We start from the raw sequence: 25712 nt of genomic DNA on the forward strand, positions 1-25712 counted from the left end.
GTATGGTAGGGAGTAGGTTTTGTCATGCCGTCAGAAGATAACACCAGTTACATGGACGGACAGTTTCTGATCGCGATGCCTTCCATGGAAGATGGACGGTTCGCGCATTCAGTCATCTACCTGTGCGCGCATTCCGATGAAGGGGCGATGGGGATTGTCCTCAATCAGCCAGCCAACAACATCACCTTTGAAGAACTGCTCAGTCAGCTGGAAATTTTGCCGGAAGGCGATGATATCTTGCTGCCTTCAGACCTGCGCGACATGCAGGTGCATCGTGGCGGGCCGGTGGAAACCGGGCGCGGGTTTGTTCTGCATTCCGATGATTTTTATATCGAAAATTCCAGTTTGCCGATTCAGGAAGGCGTTTGCCTGACGGCAACGGTGGAAATTCTGCGTGCCCTTGCTGAAGGCCGCGGGCCCAAGCAAGCCATGCTCGCTCTAGGTTATGCGGGTTGGGCGCCGGGTCAGCTGGAGGCGGAAATCCACGCCAATGGCTGGCTCACCTGCAAAGCGGAGCCATCTCTGATTTTTGATGTGGACTCGGATGCCAAGTGGCGCACAGCCTTGGGGCTTATGGGGATAGATCCCGGCATGTTGTCCAGCGAGGCAGGTCACGCCTGACCCTCACAAACGTATCTGCAGCTGTTCAGTGGTGCCGGTTTCACATTGTGGATGACAGACGCTGTTTGGCTTGTGTTCATGGGTGCATCCGCCATCGAAACCTGCTATTCCCGTCTTTCGGCAAAACTACAGTCTCGGGCACGCCAGCGCGCTTGCCCGAGATGGTTGCTGTCGCTACGGTGCACACCCTTGGAAGGGTAAGAGCGCCCGAGATATCTGGTCGTAAAGGATTGTAAGTGGTGAGATACGTAAGTACGCGCGGTGAAGCTCCTGAACTGAACTTTTCCGAGGTCTTGCTCACAGGGTTGGCGCGTGATGGCGGGTTATATGTCCCAGCCCAATGGCCGCAGTTTTCGGCAGAAAAGATCGCCAGCCTTGCGGGAAAACCCTACATCCACGTTGCTTATGAAGTGATTGCGCCATTCGTTGGAGATGCCATTGCCGAGGCCGACCTCAAGAAGATGATTGAGGCAGCCTACGCGACCTTTGCCCACGAAGCGGTGACGCCTCTGGTACAGACCGGACCGAATACTTTCGTCCTGGAACTGTTCCACGGCACGACCCTGGCTTTCAAGGACGTAGCCATGCAGTTGCTGGGTCGCTTGATGGATCACGTGCTGACAGAGCAGGACAAGCGGGCCACCATTGTCGGCGCTACTTCGGGCGATACAGGTGGTGCCGCCATTGATGCCTTCCGCGGTCGGGAGCGCACCGATGTTTACATTCTTTTCCCGAATGGCCGGGTTTCTACCGTACAACGTCGCCAGATGACGACTGTTTCGGATGAAAACATCCACGCTTTGGCTCTGAACGGCAATTTTGATGATTGTCAGGCAATCCTGAAGGACTTGTTCAACGACTTCTCGTTCCGTGAAAACGTGTCCTTGGCGGGTGTGAACTCCATCAACTGGGCCCGTATAGTGGCGCAGATCGTTTACTATTTCACAGCCGCCACTGCGCTGGGCGCGCCTCATCGCAAGGTGTCCTTCACGGTGCCAACGGGCAACTTCGGCGATATATTCGCCGGGTACGTTGCCAAGAAGATGGGACTGCCAATTGACAAGCTCGTTATTGCGACCAACAGCAATGACATCTTGGCGCGCACGCTGGAAACCGGCCGCTACGAGACGCGCGGTGTGGTCCCAACCACGTCGCCTTCCATGGACATTCAGGTGTCTTCCAATTTCGAGCGCTTGTTGTTTGAAGCCTCCGGTCGTGACGGGGCGCAAATTCGTCGTTACATGGGTGGGCTGAAGCAGTCCGGTGGTTTTGCATTGGAAGAGAGCGTTCTGACAGCCGTACGCCGTGAGTTCGCCGCTGGGCGCGCCTCGGAAATCGAGGTAGCTGCGACCATCAAGCATACGCTGGACCAGTCGGCCTATCTGTTGGACCCCCATACCGCGACCGGCGTGCATGTGGCCAAGGCTCATACCACGGACAGCGTGCCCATGGTCGTGCTGGCCACGGCGCATCCCGCGAAGTTCCCGGATGCCGTCAAAGACGCGAGCGGACGCTATCCTGAGCTGCCAGCTCATTTGAGCGATCTTTATGATCGGGAAGAGAACTATACGGTACTCGCCGCGCAAACGGATGCTGTGCAGGATCAGGTATTGCTGACCGCGCGCGCCGTGAATGCGAAGGTGTAAGATGCCAGTAAAATGTACTCGTCTTGAAAACGGCCTGACCGTTCTTACCGACACCATGCCCCACCTCAAGACAGCGGCTCTCGGTGTCTGGGTGAAGACCGGGGCGCGCAGCGAAGAGGCAGTTGAAAACGGCCTTACGCACCTGCTGGAGCATATGGCGTTCAAGGGAACCAAGAACCGCTCTGCTCTTGATATTGCTGAGGAAATAGAGGCCGTTGGCGGCGATGTCAACGCGTCGACGAGTGTTGAGCACACAAACTACTACCTTCGTATGTTGGCGGAGGATGTGCCCCTCGGAATTGATATTCTCGCCGATATTCTTCAGCACTCGGTCATCGATATGGATGAGCTGACCCGCGAAAAGCAGGTGATCCTTCAAGAGATTGGCGCCGCACTGGATGCCCCAGAAGACCAGGCGTTTGACCAACTGCTGGAGACCGCATGGCCAGCGCAGTCGCTCGGGCGCCCGATACTTGGCACGCCGGAGACGGTGCGCAGCTTCCAGCCGGATACGATCCGGGCCTATATGGCAAAGCATTATACGGCCTCAAACATGGTTTTGGCCGCATCCGGGCAGGTTGATCACGAGGCCGTCGTTGCTCTTGCCATCGAAAAGTTCTCGTCGTTGAGAACAGAGCCCGCAGTGGCTCATGAACCGGCGAAATATGTCGGCGGCGAATGCTTCATCAAGCGCGAGTTGCAGGAAGTCCAGATCGTTCTCGGGTTTGAGGGATGTTCCTTCCACGATGAAGATTATTATGCCGTTCAGATTCTTGCCTCGGTACTGGGTGGTGGAATGTCGTCGCGGCTTTTTCAGGAGATCCGTGAGAAACGAGGCCTGTGTTACTCGATCTATTCCTTCCACTGGGCGTTCGAAGACAGTGGGCTGTTTGCCATTCATTCGGCGACAAGCGCCGAGCACGCCGGCAGTCTGATGGATGTTCTGATGGAGCAACTCAACATAGCTGTGACCGAGTTGCAGGAAAAAGAGCTGGATCGGGCCAAGGCTCAAACACGTGCCGGATTGATGATGGCGCTGGAAAGCCCGGCGGCGCGCGCGTCTCAGATGGCACGCCAAACCCTGATCTATGGTCGCACAATTGATCCTGAGGAGTTGCGCAGGCGCGTCGATGCCGTCACTCTGGCAGACGTGCAGCGCGTTGCAGGGCGCATTTTCCATGGAGGCAAGCCGACACTGGTACATGTCGGACCAGAGTCGGACATGCCGTCACTGGCCACAGTGGAGGGTAAACTGAACGAGGCACGGACCGTCTTGGCCAAATAACGCGGCCGAATGAAACAGGGGAGGCATGACCTTGGATGTCATGTTCTTTCGCTTCTCGGGGGGCGAGGAGCAGCCGACACTGACCACCAGAGAGGTCGTCATGCGACCTCCGGTATTCAGTGATTATGAAGCCTGGTGTCAGGTGCGGCTGGAAAGTCGAGAGTTTTTGCAGCCGTGGGAGCCGACGTGGCCGCCCACGGACTTGCTGCGTACGGCTTTCAAAGCGCGAATTCGCCGCTATGCCAAGGACCGGCGGGAAGGTACTGGCTACACGTTTTTTCTGTTTCACCGCGAAACCGGTGCCTTGCTCGGGGGCATCACCTTGTCAAACGTTCGTCGCGGCGTGACGCAATCCGCAACGCTGGGGTACTGGATGGGCGTCAACAGCGCTGGCAAGGGGCTCATGCGCCAATCGGTTTCGCGTTTGTTGTTGTTTGTCTTCGAGGATCTGAAACTCCACCGGGTCGAGGCTGCTTGCTTGCCGCACAACACGGCCTCCATTAACCTGCTCAAACGGGTTGGCTTTCGCGAGGAGGGGTACGCCCGTCGGTATCTCTACATAAATGGTCAGTGGCAGGATCATATTCTCTTCGCAATCCTGAAAGATGACGTTGAGTATTCTGACACATTTTCGCCGCAAAACGAGCGGGATGGGGATAACAGGCGATAGCTTGGCAGGTTGGACGTGAAACAAAAGCCATGCCGCGATAAATAAACGGGCATAGAGTGGGGCTGTTTATTTTGGGGCATTCATTGGGGCAACTTGTACGGAGTAATGCGGTGCGCGAGTTTATTACGCGATTTTTGGTTGTGGTCTGTACGCTCATTGCTCTGAGCGGGGCACGTGCATTCGCGTTGGAGGCCGTCGTCGTGCCCCAGGACGTGGATGCTCTCGACCTGACCAACGTAATCGACATCTACACCCAGCAGGCCTCAAGCGTGCAGGTTTCCACGGCCCCCGGAACCGACGGCATCGTGCGGCGGATCGAAGTGCGCTCCACCGATGACAAGGCGTCGTACTGGGGTGTTTTCGCCCTGTCCAACCCCGGTGATGAACAGCTCGACCGCCTGCTTGTGGCACCGAACTACAAGATGGTGAACGCTGGCGTGCTGCGCCCTGATCTGGGAGCTCAGCGCATTACTTCCGTAACACCCAGTCAGGGCATTCCGCCGGAGCGCGAGGAAAGCGCTGAAGCGGACGTGTTTCGGATCACGCTTGATCCGGGTGCTGTCGTCACCTTCGTGGCGGAAATGCACACACAAAAGCTGCCGGAACTGCGCCTCTGGAAGCCGGAGGCGTATAAAGACAGCATCAATGCCTATTCTCTGTACCGAGGCATTGTGCTTGGCATTGCCGGTCTTCTGGCACTGTTCCTGACCATTCTGTTTGTGGTGAAGGGAACGGTTCTGTTTCCCGCTACCGCAGCAATGGCGTGGGCTGTCATGGCCTATCTTTTCATTGATTTTGGCTTCTGGAACCTGGTCTTTGGCCGGACTTTCATGCAGGTGCAGCTTTACCGCTCGTTCGCCGAAATCAGTTTGACTGCCGCCCTTCTGGTTTTCCTTTATGCGTACCTGAACCTCAATCGCTGGAATATTCACTACAGCCATTTGGCTCTGTCTACGTTGGTGATTGGCGTTGGCTTGTTCGGACTGGCGTTCTGGGATCCGACCATCGCTGCCGGTTTTTCACGCATTCTGTTTAGCGTTATTGCCTTTGCCGGGTTTGCGTTGATCATACTGCTGGCCTTCCAAGGGTACGAACGCGCCATCATGCTTGTGCCGACATGGTTCCTGTTGTTGGTGTGGATGCTGGGCGCATGGGCGACCTCTGTTGGCGCATTGAACAATGATCTGGCCCAGCCTGCGTTGTCCGGCGGCCTTGTGTTGATTGTCTTGCTCATCGGCTTCACAGTCATGCAGCACGCCTTTGCGGGTGGTTCGCTCAATGACGGGATGGTTACCGATATGGAGCGCAAGTCGCTCGCCCTGACGGGCTCCGGTGACATCATCTGGGATTGGGACGTCGATCGCGACCGGATTTACACCAGCCCCGAGTTGAAAGAGACCCTCGGGCTGCACCCTCAAGCGCTTGATGGTCCTGCCCGTGAGTGGTTGGATTATCTGCACCCGCAGGACCGGGATTTGTTCCGAGGCACGCTGGATGCGGTGATCGATCAGCGCCGGGGCAAGGTCAACCAGATTTTCCGTCTACGCGGTCTTGATGGGCATTACCGCTGGTTCCGCCTGAGAGGCCGGCCTGTGGTGGGGTCGGATGGTGAAGTGGTTCGCTGTGTCGGCACGTTGTTCGATGTGACCTCGCAGAAGATGGCGGAAGAGCGCCTGATGCACGACGCCGTTCACGACAACCTGACCGGATTGCCGAACCGGGAACTGTTCATGGACCGCGTGAATGCCGCTATCGCCCGCTATCGTGCCGAGGGAACCGGCTGTCCAACTCTGGTGCTGCTGGATCTTGACCGCTTCAAGCAAGTGAATGACAGCATTGGCCAGGCCGCAGGCGACTCCATGCTGTTGACTGCCGCTCGGCGGTTGTCACGCCAGATGAAACCGCAGGATTCTCTGGCCCGCATTACCGCAGATACCTTTGCCATTCTGATCGTGTCGGAACAGGAAGCAGAGAGCATTGCAGCATTTTGTGAGGAAGTCCGCACAATCTTGCGTACGCCCGTGAAGTTTGGCGAACGCGAAGTGTTCCTGACTGCGTCCATTGGTACTGCGATCTTTGAAGGTGAAAACGAACGTGCAGCCGATCTCATGCGCGATGCCGAAATCGCCTTGAACCACGCCAAGCGACTGGGCGGGGACCGGGTGGAAGTGTTCCGTCCCACACTGCGGCCAATCGCTCAAAACACCCTGGCACTCGACAACGACCTGCGCACGGCCCTCCAAAAAGACCAGATCAAGGTATTTTTCCAGCCGATCATTCGGCTCTCGGACAAATCCATCGCCGGTTTTGAGGCCTTGGCCCGTTGGGAGCATCCCTCAAAGGGGTTGATCTCTCCGGCAGACTTCATTCCGATTGCGGAGGAAACCGGCCTCATCAACGAGCTTGGTCTCACCATTCTGGATCGGGCTGCCGTTCAGTTGGCGCAATGGCAACGCCAGTTCAAGCATTCCGTACCGCTGTTCGTGTCGGTGAACATTTCTTCACGCCAACTGCTCAAGCATGACTTGATCAATGATGTGAAAGCGGTTCTTTCACGCACAGCGTTGACGCCGGGGTCCTTGAAACTGGAATTGACTGAATCCCTCGTCATGCAGAATCCGGAGTTCTCCGTTCGTGTGCTGGAACGCCTGCGCGGATTGGGGGCAGGCTTGTCACTGGATGATTTTGGCACCGGCTACTCGTCGCTGAGTTACCTGCAACGCTTCCAGTTTGACACGATCAAGATTGACCAGTCATTTGTCCAACCCAACGGCAACAGCGCCCGTCCTGTTATCCTGCGCTCAATCATCGCTCTCGGACATGACCTGGGCATGGAAGTTGTCGCAGAAGGGGCGGAAACCGAGTCCGACTCGCTCGAGCTCTATCAGATGGGCTGCGAGTACGCACAGGGCTACCTCTACGGCCAGCCCATGACGGCTGCTGATGCCGGCAAGCTGCTCACGGAGCAGCATCGCCATACAGCATGAGGTGAATCGGTATCCTGAGGTGTGGATGGCTTGAGGGCTGAAACGGCCCTCACCAACCGGACGAGACGATGTCTGGAAACACTCTGGATTAGCGGGATCGAGCCGTTCTGCTCAAAGCATCAGTGGATGCCGATGCGAGATCACATAGCCGTAATTACTGGCACTGTTGTGCGACCAATGGAAATCTCCAGAGGGGTACCGCCATATGGCTCGCCGTCGATCTGGACAGCGGCGGGGCGGTAGGATTCGATGTATGCCTGCTTGGTCTTGATGATCTGAACGTCCTTGGCCTTGTGCAATGTACCCATCCACAAACGCAGCCCATAACGGATCAAAGCGAGGGGGTTGTCCTTGGCCAGCAGAACAAGCGTCAGTCCGTCCTCAAGAACAGAGCCTTCGGTAAACAAGCCGTAGCGGCCGCCATAATGCTTGCCATTGGCCGCGATGACCATTCTGCATTCGGTTGTGGTTGTATCGGCCTTGACGCGAAAGATGCAGCGCCGCCGCGTCCACGCCAACCGAAACGCGGTGTGAATGTACGCAATCTTGCCCAGTTTGCGTTTCAGTCTCAGCGGGAGCAGGTGTACGACTTCCGCATCAAAACCAGTGGACGCCATGATGTAAAAGGGCCGCCCGTTTGCAAGGCCATGATGAAGCGCCCGCGGCTTGCCGGTTGCAAGAAGGTTCGCAAGGGCTTGGGGATCGCGTGGGATGTCGAGTTCGCTGGCCAGAACATTGGCAGTGCCGAATGGGATGATTGCCAGTGCGGGTTTGAAAGCTCGTTCCTGCAAGGCCTGTGCAGCTTCGTTGATGGAGCCGTCTCCCCCGGCCACTGCCACGATGTCCACATCAAGGTCAGGGTGCGCGCAAGTCTCCGCAATCTCTCCCACATGCTTGGTCAGACGCAATTCGACCGAGCTGCCCACAGTTTCCAACCGAGTGACAATCTCCGACAGTGTTTCCTCACGAAAGTGGCTGGCGGTGGGATTGGCAATAATCAGAATGCGGCGGGTAAACTGAGAAGGGGCGTCGGTCCTTTCTTGCGCTTCAGGCGTGGGAAGCGGACCTGTCATCACTCGTGATCCTTGGATGTTGTCGATTTTTTGCCTTGATAAGGCTTCATGCCTTCGCGTGCAAGGGCATCAGCCCTCTCATTTTCCTCGTGGCCGGCGTGCCCCTTGATCCAGTGCCAGGTCACGTCATGCATTTTGGTGGCAGCATCCAGCGCCTGCCACAGATCCGAGTTCTTGACGGGGGAGTTTGAAGCGGTACGCCAACCCTTGCGCTTCCAGTTGTGCATCCACTGCGTAATGCCATTCTTTACATAGGAGCTGTCGGTATAGACATCAATGGCAACCGGTCGCTTAAGCGCATTGAGTGCGTTGATGGCTGCCTGCAATTCCATGCGGTTGTTGGTGGTGCCGGGCTCGCCGCCACACAGTTCTTTTTCATGTTCACCAAAGCGCAACAACACGCCCCATCCTCCGGGGCCGGGATTGCCCGAGCAGGCGCCATCGGTCCACGCCTGAACGCGTGTTTCCCCGCTCATAGGTCCAACCCGTAGGTTTCGGCGGACGTCACATCCCGATGAAAGCGCAGCTTGCGCAGGTATTCCATTGGGTCCTTGGGCACCACCAGCGCGCCTTCCGGGACGCTCAACCAATCATAAAGCCGGGTTAGCAGAAAGCGCAGCGCCGCACCGCGACACAACAGGGGCAGGCAGTCGAACTCTGCAGATGTGAAGGGGCGAATGCGGCGATAGCCATCAAGCATGGCCCGCGCCTTCGTGACGTTGAACGCGCCATCAGGTTCAAAACACCAGGCATTCAGGCAGATTGCTACATCATAAGCAAACGCGTCCGTGCAGGCGAAATAGAAGTCGATCAAGCCGGACAGCTTCTGACCGAGAAAAAACACGTTGTCGGGAAACAGATCGGCGTGGATCACGCCTGTTGGCAGGTTTGCAGGCCACTTGGCTGTTAGGTCGTCAAGCTCCAGCGTGAGTTCTTCTGCCAGGCCCGCCATAACCTCATGGGCGCGGTCACGCGTTGCGTCCAGAAGAGGCTGCCACCCATCGACGGAAAGGGCATTAGGCCGCACCATGTCAAAATCGCTGCCCGCAACATGCATTTCCGCCATGCCTCGGCCCAGTTCCGCGCAATGCTCAATGCGCGGTCGGCGCACCCACATGCCTTCAAGAAAGGTCACCATGGCCGCGGGGCGTCCCGCCAACTCGCCCAGCATTTCGCCGTTTCCGCGGTCGAGGGGCGTCGGGCAGTTCAACCCCTTTTGGGAGAGATGCTGCATCAGGTTCAGAAAAAAGGGCAGGTCATCCCGGTTCACGCGTTTTTCGTAGAGCGTGAGAATGAAGTTTCCGCCTGTCGTGTGCACGAGAAAGTTGGAATTTTCGACGCCTTCGGCAATGCCTTTATAGGAGAGCAATTCTCCGACATTGTAAGGCGAAATAAATTCCGCCAGCTCCTCATCGGAAACTTCGGTATAAACGGCCATCAGTTACTCTGCAGCAGCGCCCATGTCGCGCAATTCGCGGGGCAGGTTAAAAGCAATGTCTTCGCGCGCTGTTGTAACCGTTTCCACCGTAACTTCAAAATGCTGGCGGAAGGCATCAACAATTTCCTCAACGAGCACTTCTGGGGCCGATGCGCCCGCCGAGATGCCGAGGGTTTGAATCCCGTCAAAATCCGCCCAATCAATTTCGTGCGCCCGTTGTAGCAAGACCGCCTTCTTGCAGCCCGAGCGTTCCGCAACCTCTCGAAGGCGTTGGGAGTTGGACGAGTTGGGCGCTCCGACCACAATCACCGCATCGCTGTGCGGCGCCACGTCCTTGACCGCTTCCTGACGGTTAGTCGTTGCGTAGCAGATGTCATCCTTGTGTGGCTCGGCGATATCAGGGAACCGCTCCTTGAGAATGCGCACGATCTCTGTCGTGTCGTCAACAGATAGCGTTGTTTGCGATATCCAGGCCAACTGCTTGTCCGTTTTGGGTTCGTAGGCGCGGGCATCTTCTGCTGTTTCAATCAACGTTACGGCCCCTGCGGGCAACTGACCCATGGTGCCGATCACCTCAGGGTGACCCGCATGGCCTATGAGCAGGATCTCACGCTCGCGCTTGTTATGGATCATGGCTTCCTTGTGTACCTTGGAAACCAGAGGGCAGGTCGCATCCAGATAAAACAGGTTCTGCTGTTCGGCCGCTTCCGGAACGGACTTTGGTACGCCGTGGGCCGAAAAGATCACGGGGCGGTCCTTGACCGGGATCTCGTCCAGCTCCTCTACGAAGATTGCCCCCTTGTTGCGCAAGGATTCCACAACAAACTTGTTATGTACAATCTCGTGGCGGACGTAGACCGGCGCGCCGTACTTGCGCAGAGCCAGCTCAACAATCTGGATAGCCCGGTCCACACCGGCACAAAAACCACGTGGAGCGCACAAAAGGATCTTCAAAGAAGGTTTGGTTGCTGCGTTGCCGTGCATGAGCCCGCCCTGATCATCAGAAATGAAGTGTTTTGACGAATATGTCATTCACGCCCGCCAGTGCAAGGGGAAACCGGTCCCATCGGCACACAGGATGCCCCTTGCGCCTTGAAAATCGTCGGGTTCTGAGCGGCAAAGCGTGCATCCCCCGTGCAAACCGCGATACACCCTGCTATAGAAACGGTTGTTTTCGGACACGTATTTGGGATTCGCATGGTGGAAAGGGCGTTTACCGTGGATTTTTTGAGCACTGTGAAAACCGTTTCTTTGGTCGCTGTATTGGGGCTCGGACTGACGGCCTGCGGCATGATGGGCGGCGGCGACGAGTTGGAAACGACGGCCCAAGCCCCCACGCAGAAAAATGAAAACGTTCCCGACGTGGATTTTTCCGTGTTCAACGTTTCAAGCTTTTGCCCAAGACTTGAGCCTCTGAATGGCACCACGATCATCCGGTCCTATCAACGCGGCAAGCAGGATGATCCCAAAGGTTTACGCTATCAGGCAACCTTGGTGAAATGGGCACGCACCTGTTCCGATGCTCAAGCGCAGGCCTCCATGAAACTGGGTCTGGCTGGGCGCGTGACGCCGGGACCGGCTTGGAAGGGTGGGGAAGTGATCTTGCCGATCCGGGTCGCGATCGTCACAACCGATGAGGACGAAAAAACCGTTTATTCCAACCTGTTCAAGGTGCCTGTAACTTTGGGGGAAGGCTCACCCAGTGAAGGTTGGGCTTTGGTCGAAGAAGGCATAACCTTACCCGACGAACCCGGTTACAAAGTGATTTTTGGATTCGACGAGCGTTAAAAAACACGTTACAGAGATATCAGGATTCCGGTGAACTACTTAAGGCGAGCCGGGATTCTGAGCACTGGTCGTGACGTGTGCTGCGCGTCATCAAGGGCTCGGCCCGAACAGGTTTTGGGTACACCACCAGTCTAAGCGGGAGAGATCGCCACCCGGGCGTCCGGGGCTCAGGCGACGCCGAAGGAGCAACCGCCCCGGAAACTCTCAGGCTGAAGGACCGCTTGGTAAGCAGCACTCTGGAAAGCAGGCACACTGAGTTGAATCAGGGGGTGCCTCACCGAAGGAGTAATCGGGTTCATCATCGATGATTGACCCGGGAAATCTCTCAGGTTGTCGGGACAGAGGGGGCACATGCGAACTTTTCAACAGAAAGGTTTGCCAGTGTGTGCGCTCTGACAACCGAGGATGACCATGGGTGATCAAACAACAGACCTTCTGAAAACGCCGCTCTACGATCTGCACGAGGAACTCGGGGCCAAGATCGTTCCCTTCGCTGGCTATGCCATGCCAGTGCAGTACCCTCTGGGCATCATGAAGGAACACTTGCACACACGTGCGGCAGCCGGGCTGTTCGATGTCTCCCACATGGGCCAGGCTGTTCTCAAAGGGCCCGATCACGAAACCACCTCAGCCTTTCTGGAGACCCTCGTCCCCTCCAACATGAAAGAGCTGAAGCCGGGCAAGCAGCGCTACACAGTCCTGCTGAACCGCGATGGCGGCATTCTCGATGACTTGATGGTCGCCCGTCCGGCGGAAGCGGACCGTGAAGGGGACTTGATGCTGGTGGTCAATGCCGCTCGCAAGGCAGTAGACTACGAGTATATCCGCTCCCATCTGCCGGACGGCATCACGCTGGAGACCTTTGAAGACCGCGCGCTTCTGGCCTTGCAGGGGCCCAAGGCAGCCGAGGTCATGGCGCGTTTTGCACCAGACGCTGCCGATCTGGCCTTCATGTCGGTTGCAACTCTTTTGTTCAAGGACACGGAAGTTCACGTCTCTCGGTCCGGCTACACGGGTGAAGATGGATACGAGATCTCGGCACCGGCTGACAAGGCTGAGCTGATTGCACGCACGCTGCTTGCCGAAGAAGAGGTCGAAGCCATTGGGCTTGGAGCGCGCGACAGTCTGCGCCTCGAAGCGGGATTGTGCCTGTACGGGCATGACATTGATGAAACGACGTCGCCGGTAGAAGCCGATATTACGTTCTGCATGCAAAAGCGGCGCAAGGAAGCCGGGGACTTCCCGGGTGGCCAACGCATTTTGAAGGAACTGGCGGAAGGTCCGGCCCGCAAGCGGGTGGCGTTGAAGATTGAAGGGCGCGCGCCTGCTCGGGAAGGCGCACAGATCAGGATTCCGGGTGGGGACGAGACCTTGGGTGAGGTCACATCCGGTGGGTTTGCCCCGACACTGGGCGCGCCAATTGCCATGGGATATGTCCCCGCACAATTCAGCGAGGTTGGCACCTCATTGGCGTTGGTTGTCCGTGGCAAGGAAATACCGGCCACAGTGACAGCCGCACCGTTTGTGCCGCAGCGCTACTACAGAAAACCGAAATAACGCCGGGCCCGACAAAACGGCACGGCACTCGATTGATGTGATCCAGACTAGAGGAATGAACTAAGATGAGCACCTATTTTTCTGAGGACCATGAATGGCTCAAGGTTGATGGCGATGTCGCAACCATAGGCATCACAAACTACGCGCAGGCGCAGCTGGGCGATGTTGTGTTTGTCGAGCTTCCTGAAAACGGCAAGACCTTGTCCAAAGGCGACGAAGCGGCGGTTGTAGAATCCGTGAAGGCTGCCAGTGAGGTGTATGTACCCGTTGACGGTGAAGTGGTCGAAGGCAACGAGGCCCTCGTGGAAGAGCCGGCCAAGGTCAACGAAGACCCGGAAAACAGCGCCTGGTTCTTCAAGTTGAAGCTTTCCGACAAGAGCCAGTTGGATGGCTTGATGGATGAGGCCGCCTACAAGGCGTACGTGGACACCCTATAATTCGGTTGTGAGTGAAGCGGCTGCCGGCTGAAGGGCCGGCTCACCGGCACATCACCAGTTACCTTGGAAGAGAGGGTCTATGCGGTATCTCCCGCTTTCGGATAATGATCGTGCAGATATGCTGGCGCAGATTGGCGTCGGATCCATTGATGAACTGTTTGCGGACATTCCAGAAGCCGCCCGGCTTGAAGAATTGGAAAGCTTGCCGCGTCGCAAAAGCGAACTGTCGGTTGAACGGCACCTGAACGCTCTGGCAGCCAAGAACATGACGGCGGGATCTGTGCCGTTTTTCGTCGGCGCAGGCGCTTACAAGCATCATGTTCCGTCAACAGTGGACCATCTGATTCAGCGCTCCGAGTTTCTGACAAGTTACACGCCATATCAGCCTGAGATTACACAGGGAACGCTTCAGGCGTTGTTCGAGTTTCAGACGCAGGTCGCCGAGCTGACAGGCATGGATGTGGCCAACGCCTCCATGTATGACGGTTCAACGGCAACCGCCGAAGCTGTCTTGATGGCTCACCGGGTTACGAAGCGGAAAAAGGCCGTCTTGTCCGGTGGCCTGCATCCGCAGTACCGGGAAGTGGTTGAAAGCACCAGTCGCCAGTTGCCGGGCGGACAGGTTGTTTCCTTGCCGGCTGATCCCATGGGCACTGAGGACATTCTCGACCAGATTGATGATGAAACGTCCTGTGTGGTGGTGCAGTCGCCATCATTTTACGGTCAACTCATTGATCTCAAACCCATTGCGGAAAAGGCCCATGAGCACAAGGCGCTGCTGATTGCCGTTTTCACCGAGGTGGTCTCGCTCGGTCTCGTGGAAAGCCCTGGTGCACAGGGCGCTGATATCGTGGTGGGTGAAGGGCAGTCTCTGGGCAACCCACTCACATTTGGCGGGCCGTACGTTGGACTGTTCGCCACCCGACAGAAATATGTGCGCAACATGCCGGGTCGTGTTTGTGGGGAAACCGTTGATGCTGAAGGCAAACGCGGCTTCGTGCTGACACTCTCAACCCGCGAGCAGCACATCCGCCGAGACAAGGCCACCTCCAACATCTGCACGAACTCCGGTTTGTGTTGCTTGGCATTTTCCATTCACATGACCCTTTTGGGTAGCACTGGCCTGAAGCGGCTTGCCCGGATCAACCACGCCAACGCCATCAAATTGGCCGATGCGCTGGCGGCGATTGATGGCGTGGAAGTGCTCAACAAGGCGTTCTTCAATGAGTTCACCATCAAGGTGAAGGCGAATGCCAACGATGTCGTCGAAGCGCTTGCAGTCAACGGGGTGCTGGGCGGTGTACCCGTCTCTCGCCTCGAACCGGACAATCCGGATCTTGACAGTCTCATCACGGTGGCCGCCACCGAGGTGAATACGGATGAAGACCGTGCAGCCTTTGTTGAGGCCCTAACGGAGGTTCTGGGATGAGTCATTTCTCGGAGATCTTGCGGCCGTTGGCCAATGATCTCGCCGTGAAACTCATCACTGGCAAGGATGCGCTACCAGTAAGGTTGGCCGAAGTGCTGCACGAGACGGTGTTTCATTCCAACTGGAATGAACTGGGTCCGGCTGGCTCCGATACGTATGAGCGGGTCGCCGAGCTGTTGGAGCTGGACTACGCCGATCGCTCTGTGGAACTGGCCGCGCGCATTGCACAACTGGACGAGATGAAACTGAACGCTCTTGTGGCTCTGACGGTCGATGCGTTGTTTGACGTTGTCGATGATTTCGCAAGACGCGACCAAGTGGGTGAGGAATTGCCATGAGCATGAACACACAAGGCCGCCCGACCGCACCGGGCACAGCGGACGCCCCCGTACATACCACGTTCACGGGCAACAAGGCGCTGAACATGGAAGAGCCGTTGATCTTCGAGATCGGCCGCACAGACATTTGTGGCGTTGACCTGGATGAACCGGAAAAGGTCGAGTTGCGGCTTGGCGGGCATGAACGCCTGAGCTCTCTGGAACTGCCGGCACTGTCTGAACCGGAAACCATGCGCCATTATGTGCGTATGTCGCGCAACAACTACGCCATTGATAGCGGCTTGTATCCGCTTGGCTCCTGCACCATGAAGCACAATCCGCGTTTGAACGAGAAGATGGCTCGGGTTCCGGGGTTTGCCGATATTCACCCGCTTCAGCCGGTCTCGACCGTACCCGGCGCGTTTGAGCTGATTGCAGAACTTGCCGACTGGCTGATGAAACTGACTGGAACAACAGCAGTTGCCATGAGCCCGAAAGCCGGCGCACACGGCGAACAATGCGGCATGATGGCCATCAAGAAGGCCATTATGGAAAAGGGCGAAGACCGGTCTATCGTGTTGGTGCCAGAAAGTGCACATGGCACCAATCCGGCAACAGCTGCATTGCTTGGCTTCAAGGTTGTGTCCATTCCCGCTCGTGACAACGGCACCGTGGATCCCGCGGCAGTGATCGAAAAGATCAGGGAAAATGACGGCAAGGTTGCCGCATTGATGCTCACCAACCCGAACACCTGCGGCTTGTTTGAACCGGACATCATCGCCATTGCCGACGCTATTCATGAAGCCGGCGCCTATTTTTATTGTGATGGCGCAAACTTCAACGCCATCGTGGGCAAGGCCAAACCGGGTGATCTGGGTGTTGATGCCATGCACATCAACCTTCACAAGACGTTCTCGACCCCCCATGGCGGGGGTGGCCCCGGTTCTGGTCCAGTTGTCTTGTCCGATCGACTGGCAGCTTACGCGCCGCTTCCCTTTATCCGGCAGGGTGATGGTGAACTGGAAGTGGTGGAAACAACCAGCCAACTTGATGAGGGCGAAAAGCCTTTCGGCCGCATGACGGCGTTTCATGGTCAGATGGGCATGTTTGTACGGGCGCTCAGCTACATGCTTTCCCACGGTTCTGACGGCCTGAAGCAAGCCTCGGAAGACGCGGTGCTCAATGCGAACTATGTCCGTGTCGGCCTTCAGGATTTGATGACTTTGCCCTATGGCGAGCACCCATGCATGCACGAGGTCTTGTTTGACGATAGCTTCCTGAAGGATACCGGCGTAACCACGCTCGACTTCGCCAAGGCGATGATCGATGAAGGCTATCATCCGATGACGATGTACTTCCCGTTGGTCGTTCACGGCGCCATGCTTATCGAGCCAACCGAGTCAGAGAGCCGGGCATCCCTGGATCTGTTTGTTGCGACCCTGCGCGATCTTGTGATGAGCGCCCAGCAAGGGGACACTCAACGCTTTGAAGGGGCTCCGTACCTGGCGCCGCGCCGCCGTCTGGATGAAACACAAGCCGCTCGAAAGCCGATCCTGAAATGGACGCCGCCATCACCGACAGATGTCGAACCGAAAGCGGCAGCAGAATAAAACCTGAAACCTCGGGGCTTGGTCTCCGGGGTTTTTTCGTGGGGCATCAGCGCGGCAAGCGGGTGTTTCGCAGGAAAGGGGCGCACCTCCACCTGTTTTGAAGGATGTTCCTCGCCCCCGCTCCACGTAACACTGGATCGTGTCAACGGGGGAGGTGGCATGAGACAGGCACCCAAATGGCGACGCAGTATTCCCACATCCCGGCAACTTCGTTTCGCTGTGCAATCGCATCTGGCAAGTCGGTGGCCTTCGGTCGGGCAGGCCTTCAACTTTTTCCCTGCAGAAGCAACCCGGCAGGATCTTGAGCGCTCGCTCACACTGCGCTGGGTCGAAGAAAGTCACTGCTCACTACCAGATGATCGTACCGCGTTTCTGGAAGCATTCGGTGCATTGGAACAGGCACGCTATCCATTGCCGATCACGCAAAAAGGACGTGCGGAAATAAGTGTCTATCGGCTTGGACGGTGTTATGTATTGGGGCACAGCGGTGCCACAATACTGATACACAAGGGATTGCAACTCCAAAGCCTGGCTCACAACACCGCCAAGTTCAAACGCCTTCGAACACGCTCCATACAAGGCACTTGTATCAACAGACTGGGAATGCGCCGGGGGCATCGCCATTACTACCACTTCATGATGGACGGGTTGTTCCCCCTTATCAGGGCTTTGGAGAAACTGGGTACATGGTTTCCAAAGGTGACCTTGCTGGTGCGTCCGGATCTGGCCCCATTCCAACGCGCTGCTTATGCTCGGCTGCTCGCCATGTTTCCCCATGTTCAATTGGAAACGGTTGCTGACGATGAGCGCATTCACTGCGACGAGCTTTTACATATCGATGAGGCAATGAACTGCGAGTATCGTGCGCCGGCCAGTGAACAGGCAATCGAAACCTTGAGCGGATTTTTCAATACGGCCTATGACTTGCCATCAACCGGTGCGCCGCGGCGATGGCTCTACCTGTCTCGCGCCGATGCCAAGATCCGCCATATTCTGAACGAAGCGGAAATCATTCAGCATTTGAAGCCGTTTGGTTTTGAGGTGATTTGCCCCGGAAAAATGTCCCATCAGGACCAGATCAGGGTCTTTGCGGAAGCGCAATTGATTGTGGGAAGCCATGGGGCGGCCTTGTCCAACCTAGTCTTCACGCAACCCGGACAGGCACATGTAGTTGAGTTGTTCGCATCGGACTATGTGCAGAGTGCTTACATGTGGCTCGCAACTCTGAAAGGTCAGCGCTACACGCCGATCCTGTGTGGGCCCAGCCAGACCCACCAACATTTTGATGTGCCAGAAGTCGCTATTTCCCGATTGATGGGAGTGGTGCAAAGAAAGGTCGATTCACAACAGGTGCCAGCTGGGTAGCATCAGGTGGTCGGCGCTCTTGTTGGCGGCTTTGAACCATTGAGCCGGCGCAACCACCCTCTTGGTGGGATTGGGGTTTAAAAACGCAGCCCACCAACTGAAGGAACTGTTGGCCATGATGGTGTGAGAGCACTGAGCCATCAAAACGAGATCTTCATGGTCTTTGCGGTCTGGGTCCGGCGACACGATAGTCACGTTTGACGTGTTGCTGAAAAAGCCTGCGGCCCAATTCGGGTCGTCAGAAAAGACGAAATAGTGAGCGCTGGGCACAACCTCATCCATAAACTGTTTTGCTTTTTGGTAGTAGGCGGGGCTACACAGGCCGTAGTTGGCTAGGTTCTGTGGCTTCAAGTAGTCGCCGCGCCTGATATGGATCGCAATAGATGGCTCAGCATTGATACGTGACAGCAGGGCCTGCCGTGAAAGAGACAGGGGCCTTTTCAAACTCAGTTCCTTGCGCAGCGTGTTTTGAATGCTGAGCGGCACGAGTGCGCGTTGCCAATAACCGTCGAGATAACTGTTGGCGGAAATCCTGGGCATATCAGGCGTGCGGGCGAAGTCTTTTTCATGGACGCATCTGCTTTTGTAGAAGGGGTAGACCTTGCGCAGCAATTGGGCTGTGTTTCCAAACTCGCGCGCCGGCCACAAAACCCGGGCACAATCTGCGAGGTTGGCCAAGCCGCCAACGCAGTTGAAGTGGCCAAGGACAAACTCCCGGTCGTGGTGCCGGTCGTAATCTGTCACATCAAACAGCAGCGCGCTGCCGGTCTCAAGCGCCGCCTTGCGGCCCATGGCGTATTGGAACAACTGATTGCCGACGCCACCTCGCAGGCGCAAGATGATGCACGCTCTCGGTTTGTGGCGCGGCCGCGCCGGGCGCGGATCCACCGTTGTAGCCATAAGCTCCTCCCTGCCTGGTCGCAGGATAGGCGTTTCGAATTCTCCCGTCCTCCGCCGGAAGGGTCTAGAGAAATATCGGGGCCGTTTATAAACGGAGCCAGTTTGGGGGGAGCAAAGCTTCTTCATCGAGGGTGCCGTCCAAGAACCAGACGCGTGGTGCAATCACGATCTTGCGCGACGAGCGATTGAGGAAAGCGCCCCACCAACTGAAGGAGCTGTTGGCTGTAATAGCGTGTGTGCAGGCGGCCATCAGCAAGATGTCTTCATGATCTCGCCCATCCCCAAGAGGCGGTACGATTTGCACATGGCGGTTGCCCGCAAAATGGCGCTGGGCCCATTCCGGATCATCAGTGAAAACGAAAAAGGTATTCACTCCATGACGGCTGCGCAGCAAATCCATGGCCTCCCGATAGTACTCAGGCGAACAGGTGCCAAAGCGGGCTTGATGCTCGGTAAGCAGATAATCACCCCGGCGGATGTGAACTGCGGCACAGGGGCCCGAACGGATGGAGCGCAACAGGTGTCGGCGCTGCGGTGCCATGTCACCAGTCAGCCGCAGGTCTTGCCTCAAGGTGGCACCAAGGGCCTCCGCTGCGTACCGGTTCTGAAAAAAGCCGCTCAGATGATGGGGGCGCTGTGGCCTGAGGGATGGGGCAGTGTCTGGCAACGTCTCGACCGAAAAACGGTCTGCGTATCGGGGCAGAAAACGGCAACACAAACGAAACTTGTGCCCCCGCGCTTTCGAAGCTGGCCAAAGACAGTGATTCAAATCACGGGGTGACGCAGCGCGGGCGGCACACATGAAGAAAGGGAGAATGTTCGGGCAAGCCAGCTTGTCTTTCGGGTCTTGATAATAAAGCAGGTTGGCCCCAAGCCGAAGGGCAGCCAGCCGCCCGGCAGCGTATTGGAACAATTGATTGCCAGCGCGGCCCTGCAAGTGAAGCACAAGGCGCGGTGCGTGTGGTTCCGGGCGTGGTGCCGTGCTTGTGCCCGTGGAAAGCGGCGCCAATGCCATGATCGTCATCCTCCCTTTGTCAGCCAGACGGTAAGCTGCGGTTGGTGGGCTGTCCGCCCGCGCAATCAAGGGGAGGCATCGCGTCTACGTATGGCTGCGTAGCGTAATGTGCTGCAACACAATTTCATTTGTCCAAATCCGCGCCGCGCACTAGGTTGCCCCTTGGGAGCCGGGAAGCAAGAAAAGGATAATCGACACATGATCGATGTGATCATTTGGGATTGCGATGGCTGCCTGATTGACAGCGAGCATCTGTCTGCCCAAGCCGAAGCTGAATGCCTGCGCGAAGTAGGGCTGGAGATTGATGCTCAGGGCGTCATCGATCGATTTACGGGCATGATGGGCCGTGATCTGTTTGTCGTACTGGAAAAGGAACTGGGCCGGGATGTGTCCGGCCACCCAGCCTTTGGCCAGCTTTATGAGCGCGTTTTCGAGATTTTCGAGCGCGAGTTGCAGCCTGTGACCGGAATTCACGAAGCGCTGGCTGCACTCGACCCTGTGCCGATGGCCGTTGCGTCAGGTGCATCGCATCGTCACCTGAAGTTTGGGTTGTCCCATACCGGTCTATACGATCGGTTCGAGGGGCGCATTGTCTCGGCGCAGGATGTCCCGCGCGGCAAACCTGCACCGGATGTGTTCCTGCGCGCTGCTGAAATCATGAATGTGGATCCTGCCCGTTGCCTTGTCATTGAGGACAGCCCGCGCGGCATGCAAGGGGCCCACGCTGCTGGCATGAAAAGCTTTGGTTTTACGGGCGCAACACATGGCGGTGCCAGGCTGCACAAGCAGCTTGAAGCAGAGAATCCGGCACTCATCTTTGATGACATGAGCCAGTTGCCGGGTCTTTTTACTAAATTTATTCAATAGGTTAAGCGAATGAGGGTAGCGGCGAACCTAAAGTCTATTGACTTTTCCTGAAATTCGTCGCTATCTCTTGCCCATGAGCAAGATGCAGTCGATCCTCAGCACGGTTTATTATTACGCAAGCCACATATCTGCGGCTTGTGTTCGCCCGTGCTCATGACAAAAAGCATCAACTGAACATCAAAGCCGCCGCCAGGCGGCTTGTTCATTTTTGGGCCCCTGTGCGGCAACAGGAGACCTGAAAATGACTATTCATGCAACTATCGATACCACACGCAATTTCCGCCCCAAATCGGAAGCACTCGCGCTTCTCATAGAGCGCGGGTTCCTGCACCAATGTACGGATCTGGAGGCATTGGATGCCAAGCTTGTGGAAGGGCGTGTCACTGCCTACGCTGGCTTTGACGCCACTGCTGATAGCCTCCATGTGGGGCATCTGTTGCCGCTCATGGCCATGCGGTGGTTGCAGAAGCTGGATCACAAGCCAATTCTGTTGATTGGGGGTGGTACCACCCGCATCGGTGATCCCAGTTTCCGCACAGAAAGCCGCCCCATGCTGGATGATGCCGCGATTGAGCGCAACTTGCGCGGCATTCGTGACACGGTTGAGCGCCTCTTTGATCTTTCAGAGGGGGAGGGGCGCATGGTCAATAACGCCGAATGGTTGGATGAGTTCCGCTTTCTTGAGTTCCTCAGAGACTTCGGGACCCACTTCACCGTGAACCGGATGATGACTTTCGACAGTGTACGCTCTCGGCTGGATGCTCAACAACCGCTGTCCGTGTTGGAGTTCTGCTACATGATGCTGCAAGCGGTTGATTTTGTAGAGCTGAACAAACGCTTTGACTGCACCCTTCAGATTGGTGGCTCTGATCAGTGGGGCAACATCGTCAATGGGGTTGATCTGGGTCGCCGCTCGGGCAACCAGCTGTTTGGCTTCACTTTGCCACTGCTGACCACTGCCTCGGGTGCCAAAATGGGAAAAACAGCCGACGGAGCGGTTTGGCTCAACCCCAGCCGCCTGTCCAGTTTCGACTTCTGGCAGTTCTGGCGTAACACGGCAGATGCTGATGTTGTGCGCTTCCTCAAGCTGTTTACCGATTTGCCGCTCTCCGAAATTGATCGGTTGGCTCGTCTGGAGGGGCAAGAGGTCAACGAAGCCAAGAAAATTCTGGCCACGCAAGTCACCAGCATTGTTCACGGGCCGGAGGCCGCTCGCGCTGCGATGGAGCAGGGTGAGGCTTTGTTTTCTGGCAAGGAGGATGGCACACAGCCAACCCATGTCTTGTCCGCAGACCTGCTGGATGGATCCTTGGGGCTTCTTTCATTGCTGGTGAGGCTCGGCTTTGCTGGGTCCAACAGCGAGGCTCGCCGTCTTGTTCAGGGCAACAGCGTGCGCGTTAACGGGGAGTTGGAAACTGATGATCGACGCCAGCTTACCCGCAACGATACGCGGGAGGATCGCACTCTTTCCATCGCCGTAGGGCGCAAACGCAAGGCCCTTGTTCAGTTTGGGTAGACGCGTGTGCCAATTTTGACACCAGCCACAACGTCATCCCCGCTTTCAAGCGGGGATGACGTTGCAAGGGCACAAGTACGGGCGCTGTTCTTCAATCAAACAAAGCTGTTAATGAACTGAAGCACGGCGGCCCGCTGGTTATTGGCATTACCTTCGAACCAGGCCAACGGCAGATACTCTGCATTGGTGCACAAAGGGATCTGGGGTCCGGCTGCCGGTGGCACCGTAAACACGGCATTTTGAGCATTGACGCCAAGGTTCATCAGGTGTTGGAACAAACCCGGGTAGGTGTTGTTGTAGTAGGCGATCACTTCCTCCTTGCGGATCAGGTAGTGTCCCCAGTGTGATCGTTCCGGGTGTCCGGGGGAGAAGTCGCGGATCCTGATGGGAAGCCCTTCAGTGGGGTGGTGCGGGCCTTGTGCATCCTGAAAGTGCAGATAAATGCCGCTGGGCATGCGATCCACAATGCCGCCGAATACGGTTGCGCGGTTCAGGAGCTCCATCCATTCAAGGATTTCGTCCCGTGTGTTGCCGGGTGCAAAGCTGAAGGCCGGCGCGGCTTGCCCGGCAGCTTGCGCGAAAAAGGAGATATGACGCGCGGGTCTGTCGAACATGCCAAATCCCGAGCGATGCAGCGGTCTGAGGCGTAGGAAATTGCCCGCATTGTTCATGAAATAGAGGGACGGCATCTGATCGTTGGCAACTTCATTGGTATCAGTCAGCCGAACTGTGCCGAAGATGATGTTGTCCTGATGGATGAGGGGAACCGGTGTTTGCATGGCGCTGTACTCTCCGTATTGTTTCCAGATGAGCAGGCGTGTCGCTAGGAGGACAGGCCGTTGATGAAACTCTTGATGGTGTCGAACTGCGTGGATTGATCAATGAAACTCGCCTCAGGGAAGTATTCCTGATTGGAGCGAACCCTGATTTTCACATCGCCTTGGCTTGCCCATTGATAAGTGAAGGATTGCTCTTTCGTTCCTAAAGCCAAAAGCTTGTCCAGCATGCCGGGGTAGGTGTCATTGTAAAACTTGGTGACGGCATCTTTGCTGATAAGGGCGTGTCCCTTGTGGTGAACGGAAGAGCGCGTTGTAAAATCGCGTAAAATGACAGAGCAGAGGTTGTTCTGGGTACTGGGCGCACTGAACCAGGTGGTGCCGGAGAAAGGTCCATCCGTGATGTAAAACAGGTTCAAGCCCGTTGGGGCGCTGGGCTTGGCGTTGACTTGAGAAACCGGCAGGTTTTGCAACGTTGCTTGGATGCCCGCTTTTGTGTCTCCCAACTCGCATTGGTATACAATATTGCTGGATTGCCCGTACGCGGCTTCAATATAAATGAACCGGCTGGGGCGCTCGATAATGCAGAAGCCGCTTCGGTGAAAGGGGCGCAGACGTACGAACTGGTTGGTGTCGCTCATGAAGTAGAGACTGGGGAGTTGTCTGTCGGCATACCCGCTGTCAGTCAGTCTGATGCTGCCGAACAGCAGGTTATCCTGCGAAATCACGGGGATTGGGGTCGGATTTGACATTGCACGGCTTTCCTCGCTGGCGGTGTGTTTTCATCCTTTTGGGCGCAAAGGACCCTCGCACGCCTGCTACAGCCAGATTGGTTCAATGCTGGGCAGGGAGTATGCGATACTGTGGTGAAAGCGAAGACGCGCTCGGCTGATCTGCGTGAAAACGGGGTAATGGGCGCAGCGGCGGCGACAGGAAGCCTTTGGTGGGCTCAGCGCAAAAAAAAGCCTCGCTTCCCGGAAAAAGAAGCGAGGCAAGGCGATATGGTCAAGGTATAACCTTGTATCAGCGCGGCATGTTGGACCGCACGATATCTCTAAGGGCATCAACCGGCTCAAGGGACTTGCCGCGCTTGATGTGCCAGAACGTCCAGCCATTACAGGCTTGCTGGCCTTGAACAAGCGCCCCCACCTTGTGGATCGAGCCCGAATGCTCGCCGCAAATCAGCGAACCATCGGCTCGAACGGTGGCCTTGTAGCGTCCCCGTGCATCCTGAAGCTCCGTTCCGGGCTTCAAGAGACCGGCTTCCAGCAGGTTGCCAAATGGCACACGCGGTTGTGCCCGCTTGCCCTTGGTCATCTGCAAGAAGTCATCGTTGGCCGGTGTTACCCGATCGATGCGTTCGGATGCCGCCTTGATGTAGGCATCCTCACGCTCGACGCCGACGAAATGCCGTCCCAGTTTCTTGGCCACGGCACCTGTGGTGCCGGTGCCGAAGAAGGGATCAAGGATCACATCGCCCTGGTTCGAAGTGGAGAGCAATACGCGATACAGGAGGCTCTCCGGCTTCTGGGTCGGGTGGACCTTGTCACCGTTTTCGTCTTTGAGGCGTTCGTGACCCGTGCAGAGCGGCAGAACCCAGTCCGACCGCATCTGGACGTCGTCGTTGAACGTCTTCATGGCGTCATAATTGAATGTCGGCTTCGCATCTTGCGAAGGTGTGGCCCAGATCAGAGTCTCGTGGGCATTGGTAAACCGCTTGCCTCGGAAGTTGGGCATGGGGTTTGTTTTCAGCCACACGACGTCGTTGTTGATCCAGTAGCCGAGATCCTGAAGGATGGCTCCGACCCGGAAAATGTTGTGATAGGACCCAATAACCCAGAGCGAGCCATTCGGTTTCAGCACACGTTTGACGGCCATGAGCCAAGCCCGCGTAAAGGCATCGTAAGCCTGAAAGCTTGCGAACTGGTCCCAATGATCGTCACAGGCGTCCACCTTGGATTGGTCTGGCCGATGAAGATCTCCGCCAAGCTGAAGGTTGTAGGGTGGATCAGCAAACACCAGGTCTACGGAGTTCGCGGGCAGCTTCTCTAGGGCAGCCACGCAGTCTCCCTTGATGATCGTGTCTAGCCAATCCGGCTTTGTGGATGTGTGGGGTGCCGCTAGGGACACCCCGGTACGCTGTACTCTCATTGCGACGCATTACCTCACGCAAATGTCGAGGCTTATGGTTACCGGATATGGTAAACCGGAGGTAAACGTCCGAATTCTTTTATTTTAATAGAATCAACGGTTTATTTAGATTTGCGAAGACGCGTTATTAAGTTAAGGGCGGTTAACGAATAGCCTCGGCATACCTTGGGTCAAAAGTTTCCGATTGCTTAAGTTGCACGGTGTCAGCTCGCAATTTGCAGGCCTTGCGATCTGCAATTTTTTTTCCGCTTCGTCCAACACGGT

23 protein-coding genes and 1 riboswitch are annotated in these 25712 nt (G+C 56.5%); of the genes, 14 read left to right on the forward strand and 9 right to left on the reverse strand.

The genetic code is table 11. The features are described from left to right. Positions 1 to 24 precede the first annotated feature (24 nt). The 5 genes from G512_RS0115635 (at position 25) to G512_RS0115655 (ending at position 7209) form a co-directional block, all read left to right on the forward strand. The gene (locus G512_RS0115635) at positions 25 to 621 is read left to right on the forward strand and encodes a YqgE/AlgH family protein (RefSeq protein WP_028482526.1); all 597 of its coding nucleotides are present in this window, start codon (positions 25 to 27) and stop codon (positions 619 to 621) included. Between the two features lie 239 nt (positions 622 to 860). Next, entirely contained in the window at positions 861 to 2267 is a 1407-nt protein-coding gene (gene thrC, locus G512_RS0115640) for a threonine synthase (protein ID WP_028482527.1), read from the forward strand. Position 2268: 1 nt separating this feature from the next. Beyond that, on the forward strand, positions 2269 to 3552 hold the full coding sequence (locus G512_RS0115645; RefSeq protein WP_028482528.1) for a M16 family metallopeptidase: 1284 nt from the start codon (positions 2269 to 2271) through the stop codon (positions 3550 to 3552). 25 nt (positions 3553 to 3577) lie between these two features. Beyond that, positions 3578 to 4222, forward strand: a complete 645-nt coding sequence (locus G512_RS0115650; RefSeq protein WP_036489875.1) for a GNAT family N-acetyltransferase — start codon at positions 3578 to 3580, stop codon at positions 4220 to 4222. 110 nt (positions 4223 to 4332) lie between these two features. Further along, on the forward strand, positions 4333 to 7209 hold the full coding sequence (locus G512_RS0115655) for an EAL domain-containing protein (RefSeq protein WP_081657510.1): 2877 nt from the start codon (positions 4333 to 4335) through the stop codon (positions 7207 to 7209). 140 nt (positions 7210 to 7349) lie between these two features. Here G512_RS0115655 and G512_RS0115660 read toward each other — a convergent pair whose 3' ends face one another. From G512_RS0115660 to ispH, 4 genes are read right to left on the reverse strand one after another with little or no spacing between them, the layout of a single operon-like run. After that, positions 7350 to 8282, reverse strand: a complete 933-nt coding sequence (locus G512_RS0115660) for a diacylglycerol/lipid kinase family protein (RefSeq protein WP_028482531.1) — start codon at positions 8280 to 8282, stop codon at positions 7350 to 7352. After that, positions 8282 to 8758 carry a ribonuclease HI gene (gene rnhA, locus G512_RS0115665; RefSeq protein ID WP_028482532.1) on the reverse strand — a complete coding sequence of 159 codons (477 nt, stop codon included), beginning with the start codon at positions 8756 to 8758 and terminating at the stop codon, positions 8282 to 8284. Before rnhA ends, G512_RS0115660 begins: the two co-directional genes overlap by 1 nt. After that, positions 8755 to 9720: a homoserine kinase gene (locus G512_RS0115670; protein WP_028482533.1), complete on the reverse strand. Its 966-nt coding sequence runs from the start codon at positions 9718 to 9720 to the stop codon at positions 8755 to 8757. The genes rnhA and G512_RS0115670 overlap by 4 nt, the downstream gene beginning before the upstream one ends. Positions 9721 to 9723: 3 nt before the next feature. Beyond that, the gene (ispH, locus tag G512_RS0115675; RefSeq protein WP_028482534.1) at positions 9724 to 10704 is read right to left on the reverse strand and encodes a 4-hydroxy-3-methylbut-2-enyl diphosphate reductase; all 981 of its coding nucleotides are present in this window, start codon (positions 10702 to 10704) and stop codon (positions 9724 to 9726) included. A gap of 234 nt (positions 10705 to 10938) precedes the next feature. Here ispH and G512_RS0115680 point away from each other — a divergent pair, with 234 nt between their 5' ends. From G512_RS0115680 to G512_RS0115710, 7 genes are all read left to right on the forward strand, one after another. Next, on the forward strand, positions 10939 to 11508 hold the full coding sequence (locus tag G512_RS0115680) for a hypothetical protein (protein WP_028482535.1): 570 nt from the start codon (positions 10939 to 10941) through the stop codon (positions 11506 to 11508). A 126-nt stretch (positions 11509 to 11634) separates the two neighbouring features. Next, positions 11635 to 11738: riboswitch (glycine riboswitch) on the forward strand. A 181-nt stretch (positions 11739 to 11919) separates the two neighbouring features. Continuing rightward, positions 11920 to 13065: a glycine cleavage system aminomethyltransferase GcvT gene (gene gcvT / locus G512_RS0115685; RefSeq protein ID WP_028482536.1), complete on the forward strand. Its 1146-nt coding sequence runs from the start codon at positions 11920 to 11922 to the stop codon at positions 13063 to 13065. 65 nt (positions 13066 to 13130) lie between these two features. Further along, complete coding sequence (gene gcvH, locus G512_RS0115690) at positions 13131 to 13502, forward strand: glycine cleavage system protein GcvH (protein ID WP_028482537.1); 372 nt, start codon at positions 13131 to 13133, stop codon at positions 13500 to 13502. Positions 13503 to 13581: 79 nt separating this feature from the next. Then, complete coding sequence (gene gcvPA / locus G512_RS0115695; RefSeq protein ID WP_028482538.1) at positions 13582 to 14931, forward strand: aminomethyl-transferring glycine dehydrogenase subunit GcvPA; 1350 nt, start codon at positions 13582 to 13584, stop codon at positions 14929 to 14931. Continuing rightward, positions 14928 to 15269 carry a hypothetical protein gene (locus G512_RS0115700; protein WP_028482539.1) on the forward strand — a complete coding sequence of 114 codons (342 nt, stop codon included), beginning with the start codon at positions 14928 to 14930 and terminating at the stop codon, positions 15267 to 15269. Before gcvPA ends, G512_RS0115700 begins: the two co-directional genes overlap by 4 nt. Continuing rightward, positions 15266 to 16858 carry an aminomethyl-transferring glycine dehydrogenase subunit GcvPB gene (gene gcvPB, locus G512_RS0115705; RefSeq protein WP_028482540.1) on the forward strand — a complete coding sequence of 531 codons (1593 nt, stop codon included), beginning with the start codon at positions 15266 to 15268 and terminating at the stop codon, positions 16856 to 16858. The genes G512_RS0115700 and gcvPB overlap by 4 nt, the downstream gene beginning before the upstream one ends. 159 nt (positions 16859 to 17017) lie before the next feature. Beyond that, on the forward strand, positions 17018 to 18223 hold the full coding sequence (locus G512_RS0115710) for a glycosyltransferase family 61 protein (protein ID WP_036489877.1): 1206 nt from the start codon (positions 17018 to 17020) through the stop codon (positions 18221 to 18223). Here G512_RS0115710 and G512_RS21430 read toward each other — a convergent pair. Continuing rightward, positions 18200 to 19123: an alpha-1,2-fucosyltransferase gene (locus G512_RS21430; protein WP_051269454.1), complete on the reverse strand. Its 924-nt coding sequence runs from the start codon at positions 19121 to 19123 to the stop codon at positions 18200 to 18202. The two genes, G512_RS0115710 and G512_RS21430, sit on opposite strands and share 24 nt — an antisense overlap. A gap of 85 nt (positions 19124 to 19208) precedes the next feature. Continuing rightward, on the reverse strand, positions 19209 to 20138 hold the full coding sequence (locus G512_RS22240; protein ID WP_162143389.1) for an alpha-1,2-fucosyltransferase: 930 nt from the start codon (positions 20136 to 20138) through the stop codon (positions 19209 to 19211). Positions 20139 to 20336: 198 nt separating this feature from the next. On the opposite strand from G512_RS22240, the gene G512_RS0115725 reads away from it, so the two are divergent. Together G512_RS0115725 and tyrS are read left to right on the forward strand one after the other, a co-directional pair. Further along, entirely contained in the window at positions 20337 to 21005 is a 669-nt protein-coding gene (locus tag G512_RS0115725) for an HAD family hydrolase (RefSeq protein WP_028482542.1), read from the forward strand. A gap of 241 nt (positions 21006 to 21246) precedes the next feature. Further along, positions 21247 to 22521, forward strand: a complete 1275-nt coding sequence (gene tyrS / locus G512_RS0115735; RefSeq protein WP_036489878.1) for a tyrosine--tRNA ligase — start codon at positions 21247 to 21249, stop codon at positions 22519 to 22521. 95 nt (positions 22522 to 22616) lie between these two features. Here tyrS and G512_RS0115740 read toward each other — a convergent pair whose 3' ends face one another. The 3 genes from G512_RS0115740 to G512_RS0115755 form a co-directional block, all read right to left on the reverse strand. Then, positions 22617 to 23300 carry a hypothetical protein gene (locus tag G512_RS0115740; RefSeq protein ID WP_028482544.1) on the reverse strand — a complete coding sequence of 228 codons (684 nt, stop codon included), beginning with the start codon at positions 23298 to 23300 and terminating at the stop codon, positions 22617 to 22619. 44 nt (positions 23301 to 23344) lie between these two features. Continuing rightward, positions 23345 to 24049, reverse strand: a complete 705-nt coding sequence (locus G512_RS0115745) for a hypothetical protein (RefSeq protein ID WP_028482545.1) — start codon at positions 24047 to 24049, stop codon at positions 23345 to 23347. 271 nt (positions 24050 to 24320) lie between these two features. Further along, the gene (locus G512_RS0115755; RefSeq protein WP_036489879.1) at positions 24321 to 25448 is read right to left on the reverse strand and encodes a site-specific DNA-methyltransferase; all 1128 of its coding nucleotides are present in this window, start codon (positions 25446 to 25448) and stop codon (positions 24321 to 24323) included. Positions 25449 to 25712 lie beyond the last annotated feature (264 nt).

The sequence above is a fragment of the Pseudovibrio exalbescens DSM 16456 genome (assembly GCF_000422785.1).
GTDB classification, from domain to species: Bacteria; Pseudomonadota; Alphaproteobacteria; order Rhizobiales; family Stappiaceae; genus Pseudovibrio; species Pseudovibrio exalbescens.

Excerpts from the sequence above, each read along its gene's own strand:
- G512_RS0115635 (WP_028482526.1), top strand. The coding sequence starts at position 25 with ATGCCGTCAGAAGATAACACCAGTTACATGGACGGACAGTTTCTGATC.
- G512_RS0115645 (WP_028482528.1), top strand. The coding sequence starts at position 2,269 with ATGCCAGTAAAATGTACTCGTCTTGAAAACGGCCTGACCGTTCTTACC.
- G512_RS0115650 (WP_036489875.1), top strand. The coding sequence starts at position 3,578 with ATGACCTTGGATGTCATGTTCTTTCGCTTCTCGGGGGGCGAGGAGCAG.
- G512_RS0115660 (WP_028482531.1), bottom strand. The coding sequence starts at position 8,282 with ATGACAGGTCCGCTTCCCACGCCTGAAGCGCAAGAAAGGACCGACGCC.
- rnhA (WP_028482532.1), bottom strand. The coding sequence starts at position 8,758 with ATGAGCGGGGAAACACGCGTTCAGGCGTGGACCGATGGCGCCTGCTCG.
- G512_RS0115670 (WP_028482533.1), bottom strand. The coding sequence starts at position 9,720 with ATGGCCGTTTATACCGAAGTTTCCGATGAGGAGCTGGCGGAATTTATT.
- ispH (WP_028482534.1), bottom strand. The coding sequence starts at position 10,704 with ATGCACGGCAACGCAGCAACCAAACCTTCTTTGAAGATCCTTTTGTGC.
- gcvT (WP_028482536.1), top strand. The coding sequence starts at position 11,920 with ATGGGTGATCAAACAACAGACCTTCTGAAAACGCCGCTCTACGATCTG.
- gcvH (WP_028482537.1), top strand. The coding sequence starts at position 13,131 with ATGAGCACCTATTTTTCTGAGGACCATGAATGGCTCAAGGTTGATGGC.
- gcvPA (WP_028482538.1), top strand. The coding sequence starts at position 13,582 with ATGCGGTATCTCCCGCTTTCGGATAATGATCGTGCAGATATGCTGGCG.
- G512_RS0115700 (WP_028482539.1), top strand. The coding sequence starts at position 14,928 with ATGAGTCATTTCTCGGAGATCTTGCGGCCGTTGGCCAATGATCTCGCC.
- gcvPB (WP_028482540.1), top strand. The coding sequence starts at position 15,266 with ATGAGCATGAACACACAAGGCCGCCCGACCGCACCGGGCACAGCGGAC.
- G512_RS0115710 (WP_036489877.1), top strand. The coding sequence starts at position 17,018 with ATGAGACAGGCACCCAAATGGCGACGCAGTATTCCCACATCCCGGCAA.
- G512_RS21430 (WP_051269454.1), bottom strand. The coding sequence starts at position 19,123 with ATGGCTACAACGGTGGATCCGCGCCCGGCGCGGCCGCGCCACAAACCG.
- G512_RS22240 (WP_162143389.1), bottom strand. The coding sequence starts at position 20,138 with ATGGCATTGGCGCCGCTTTCCACGGGCACAAGCACGGCACCACGCCCG.
- G512_RS0115725 (WP_028482542.1), top strand. The coding sequence starts at position 20,337 with ATGATCGATGTGATCATTTGGGATTGCGATGGCTGCCTGATTGACAGC.
- tyrS (WP_036489878.1), top strand. The coding sequence starts at position 21,247 with ATGACTATTCATGCAACTATCGATACCACACGCAATTTCCGCCCCAAA.
- G512_RS0115740 (WP_028482544.1), bottom strand. The coding sequence starts at position 23,300 with ATGCAAACACCGGTTCCCCTCATCCATCAGGACAACATCATCTTCGGC.
- G512_RS0115745 (WP_028482545.1), bottom strand. The coding sequence starts at position 24,049 with ATGTCAAATCCGACCCCAATCCCCGTGATTTCGCAGGATAACCTGCTG.
- G512_RS0115755 (WP_036489879.1), bottom strand. The coding sequence starts at position 25,448 with ATGAGAGTACAGCGTACCGGGGTGTCCCTAGCGGCACCCCACACATCC.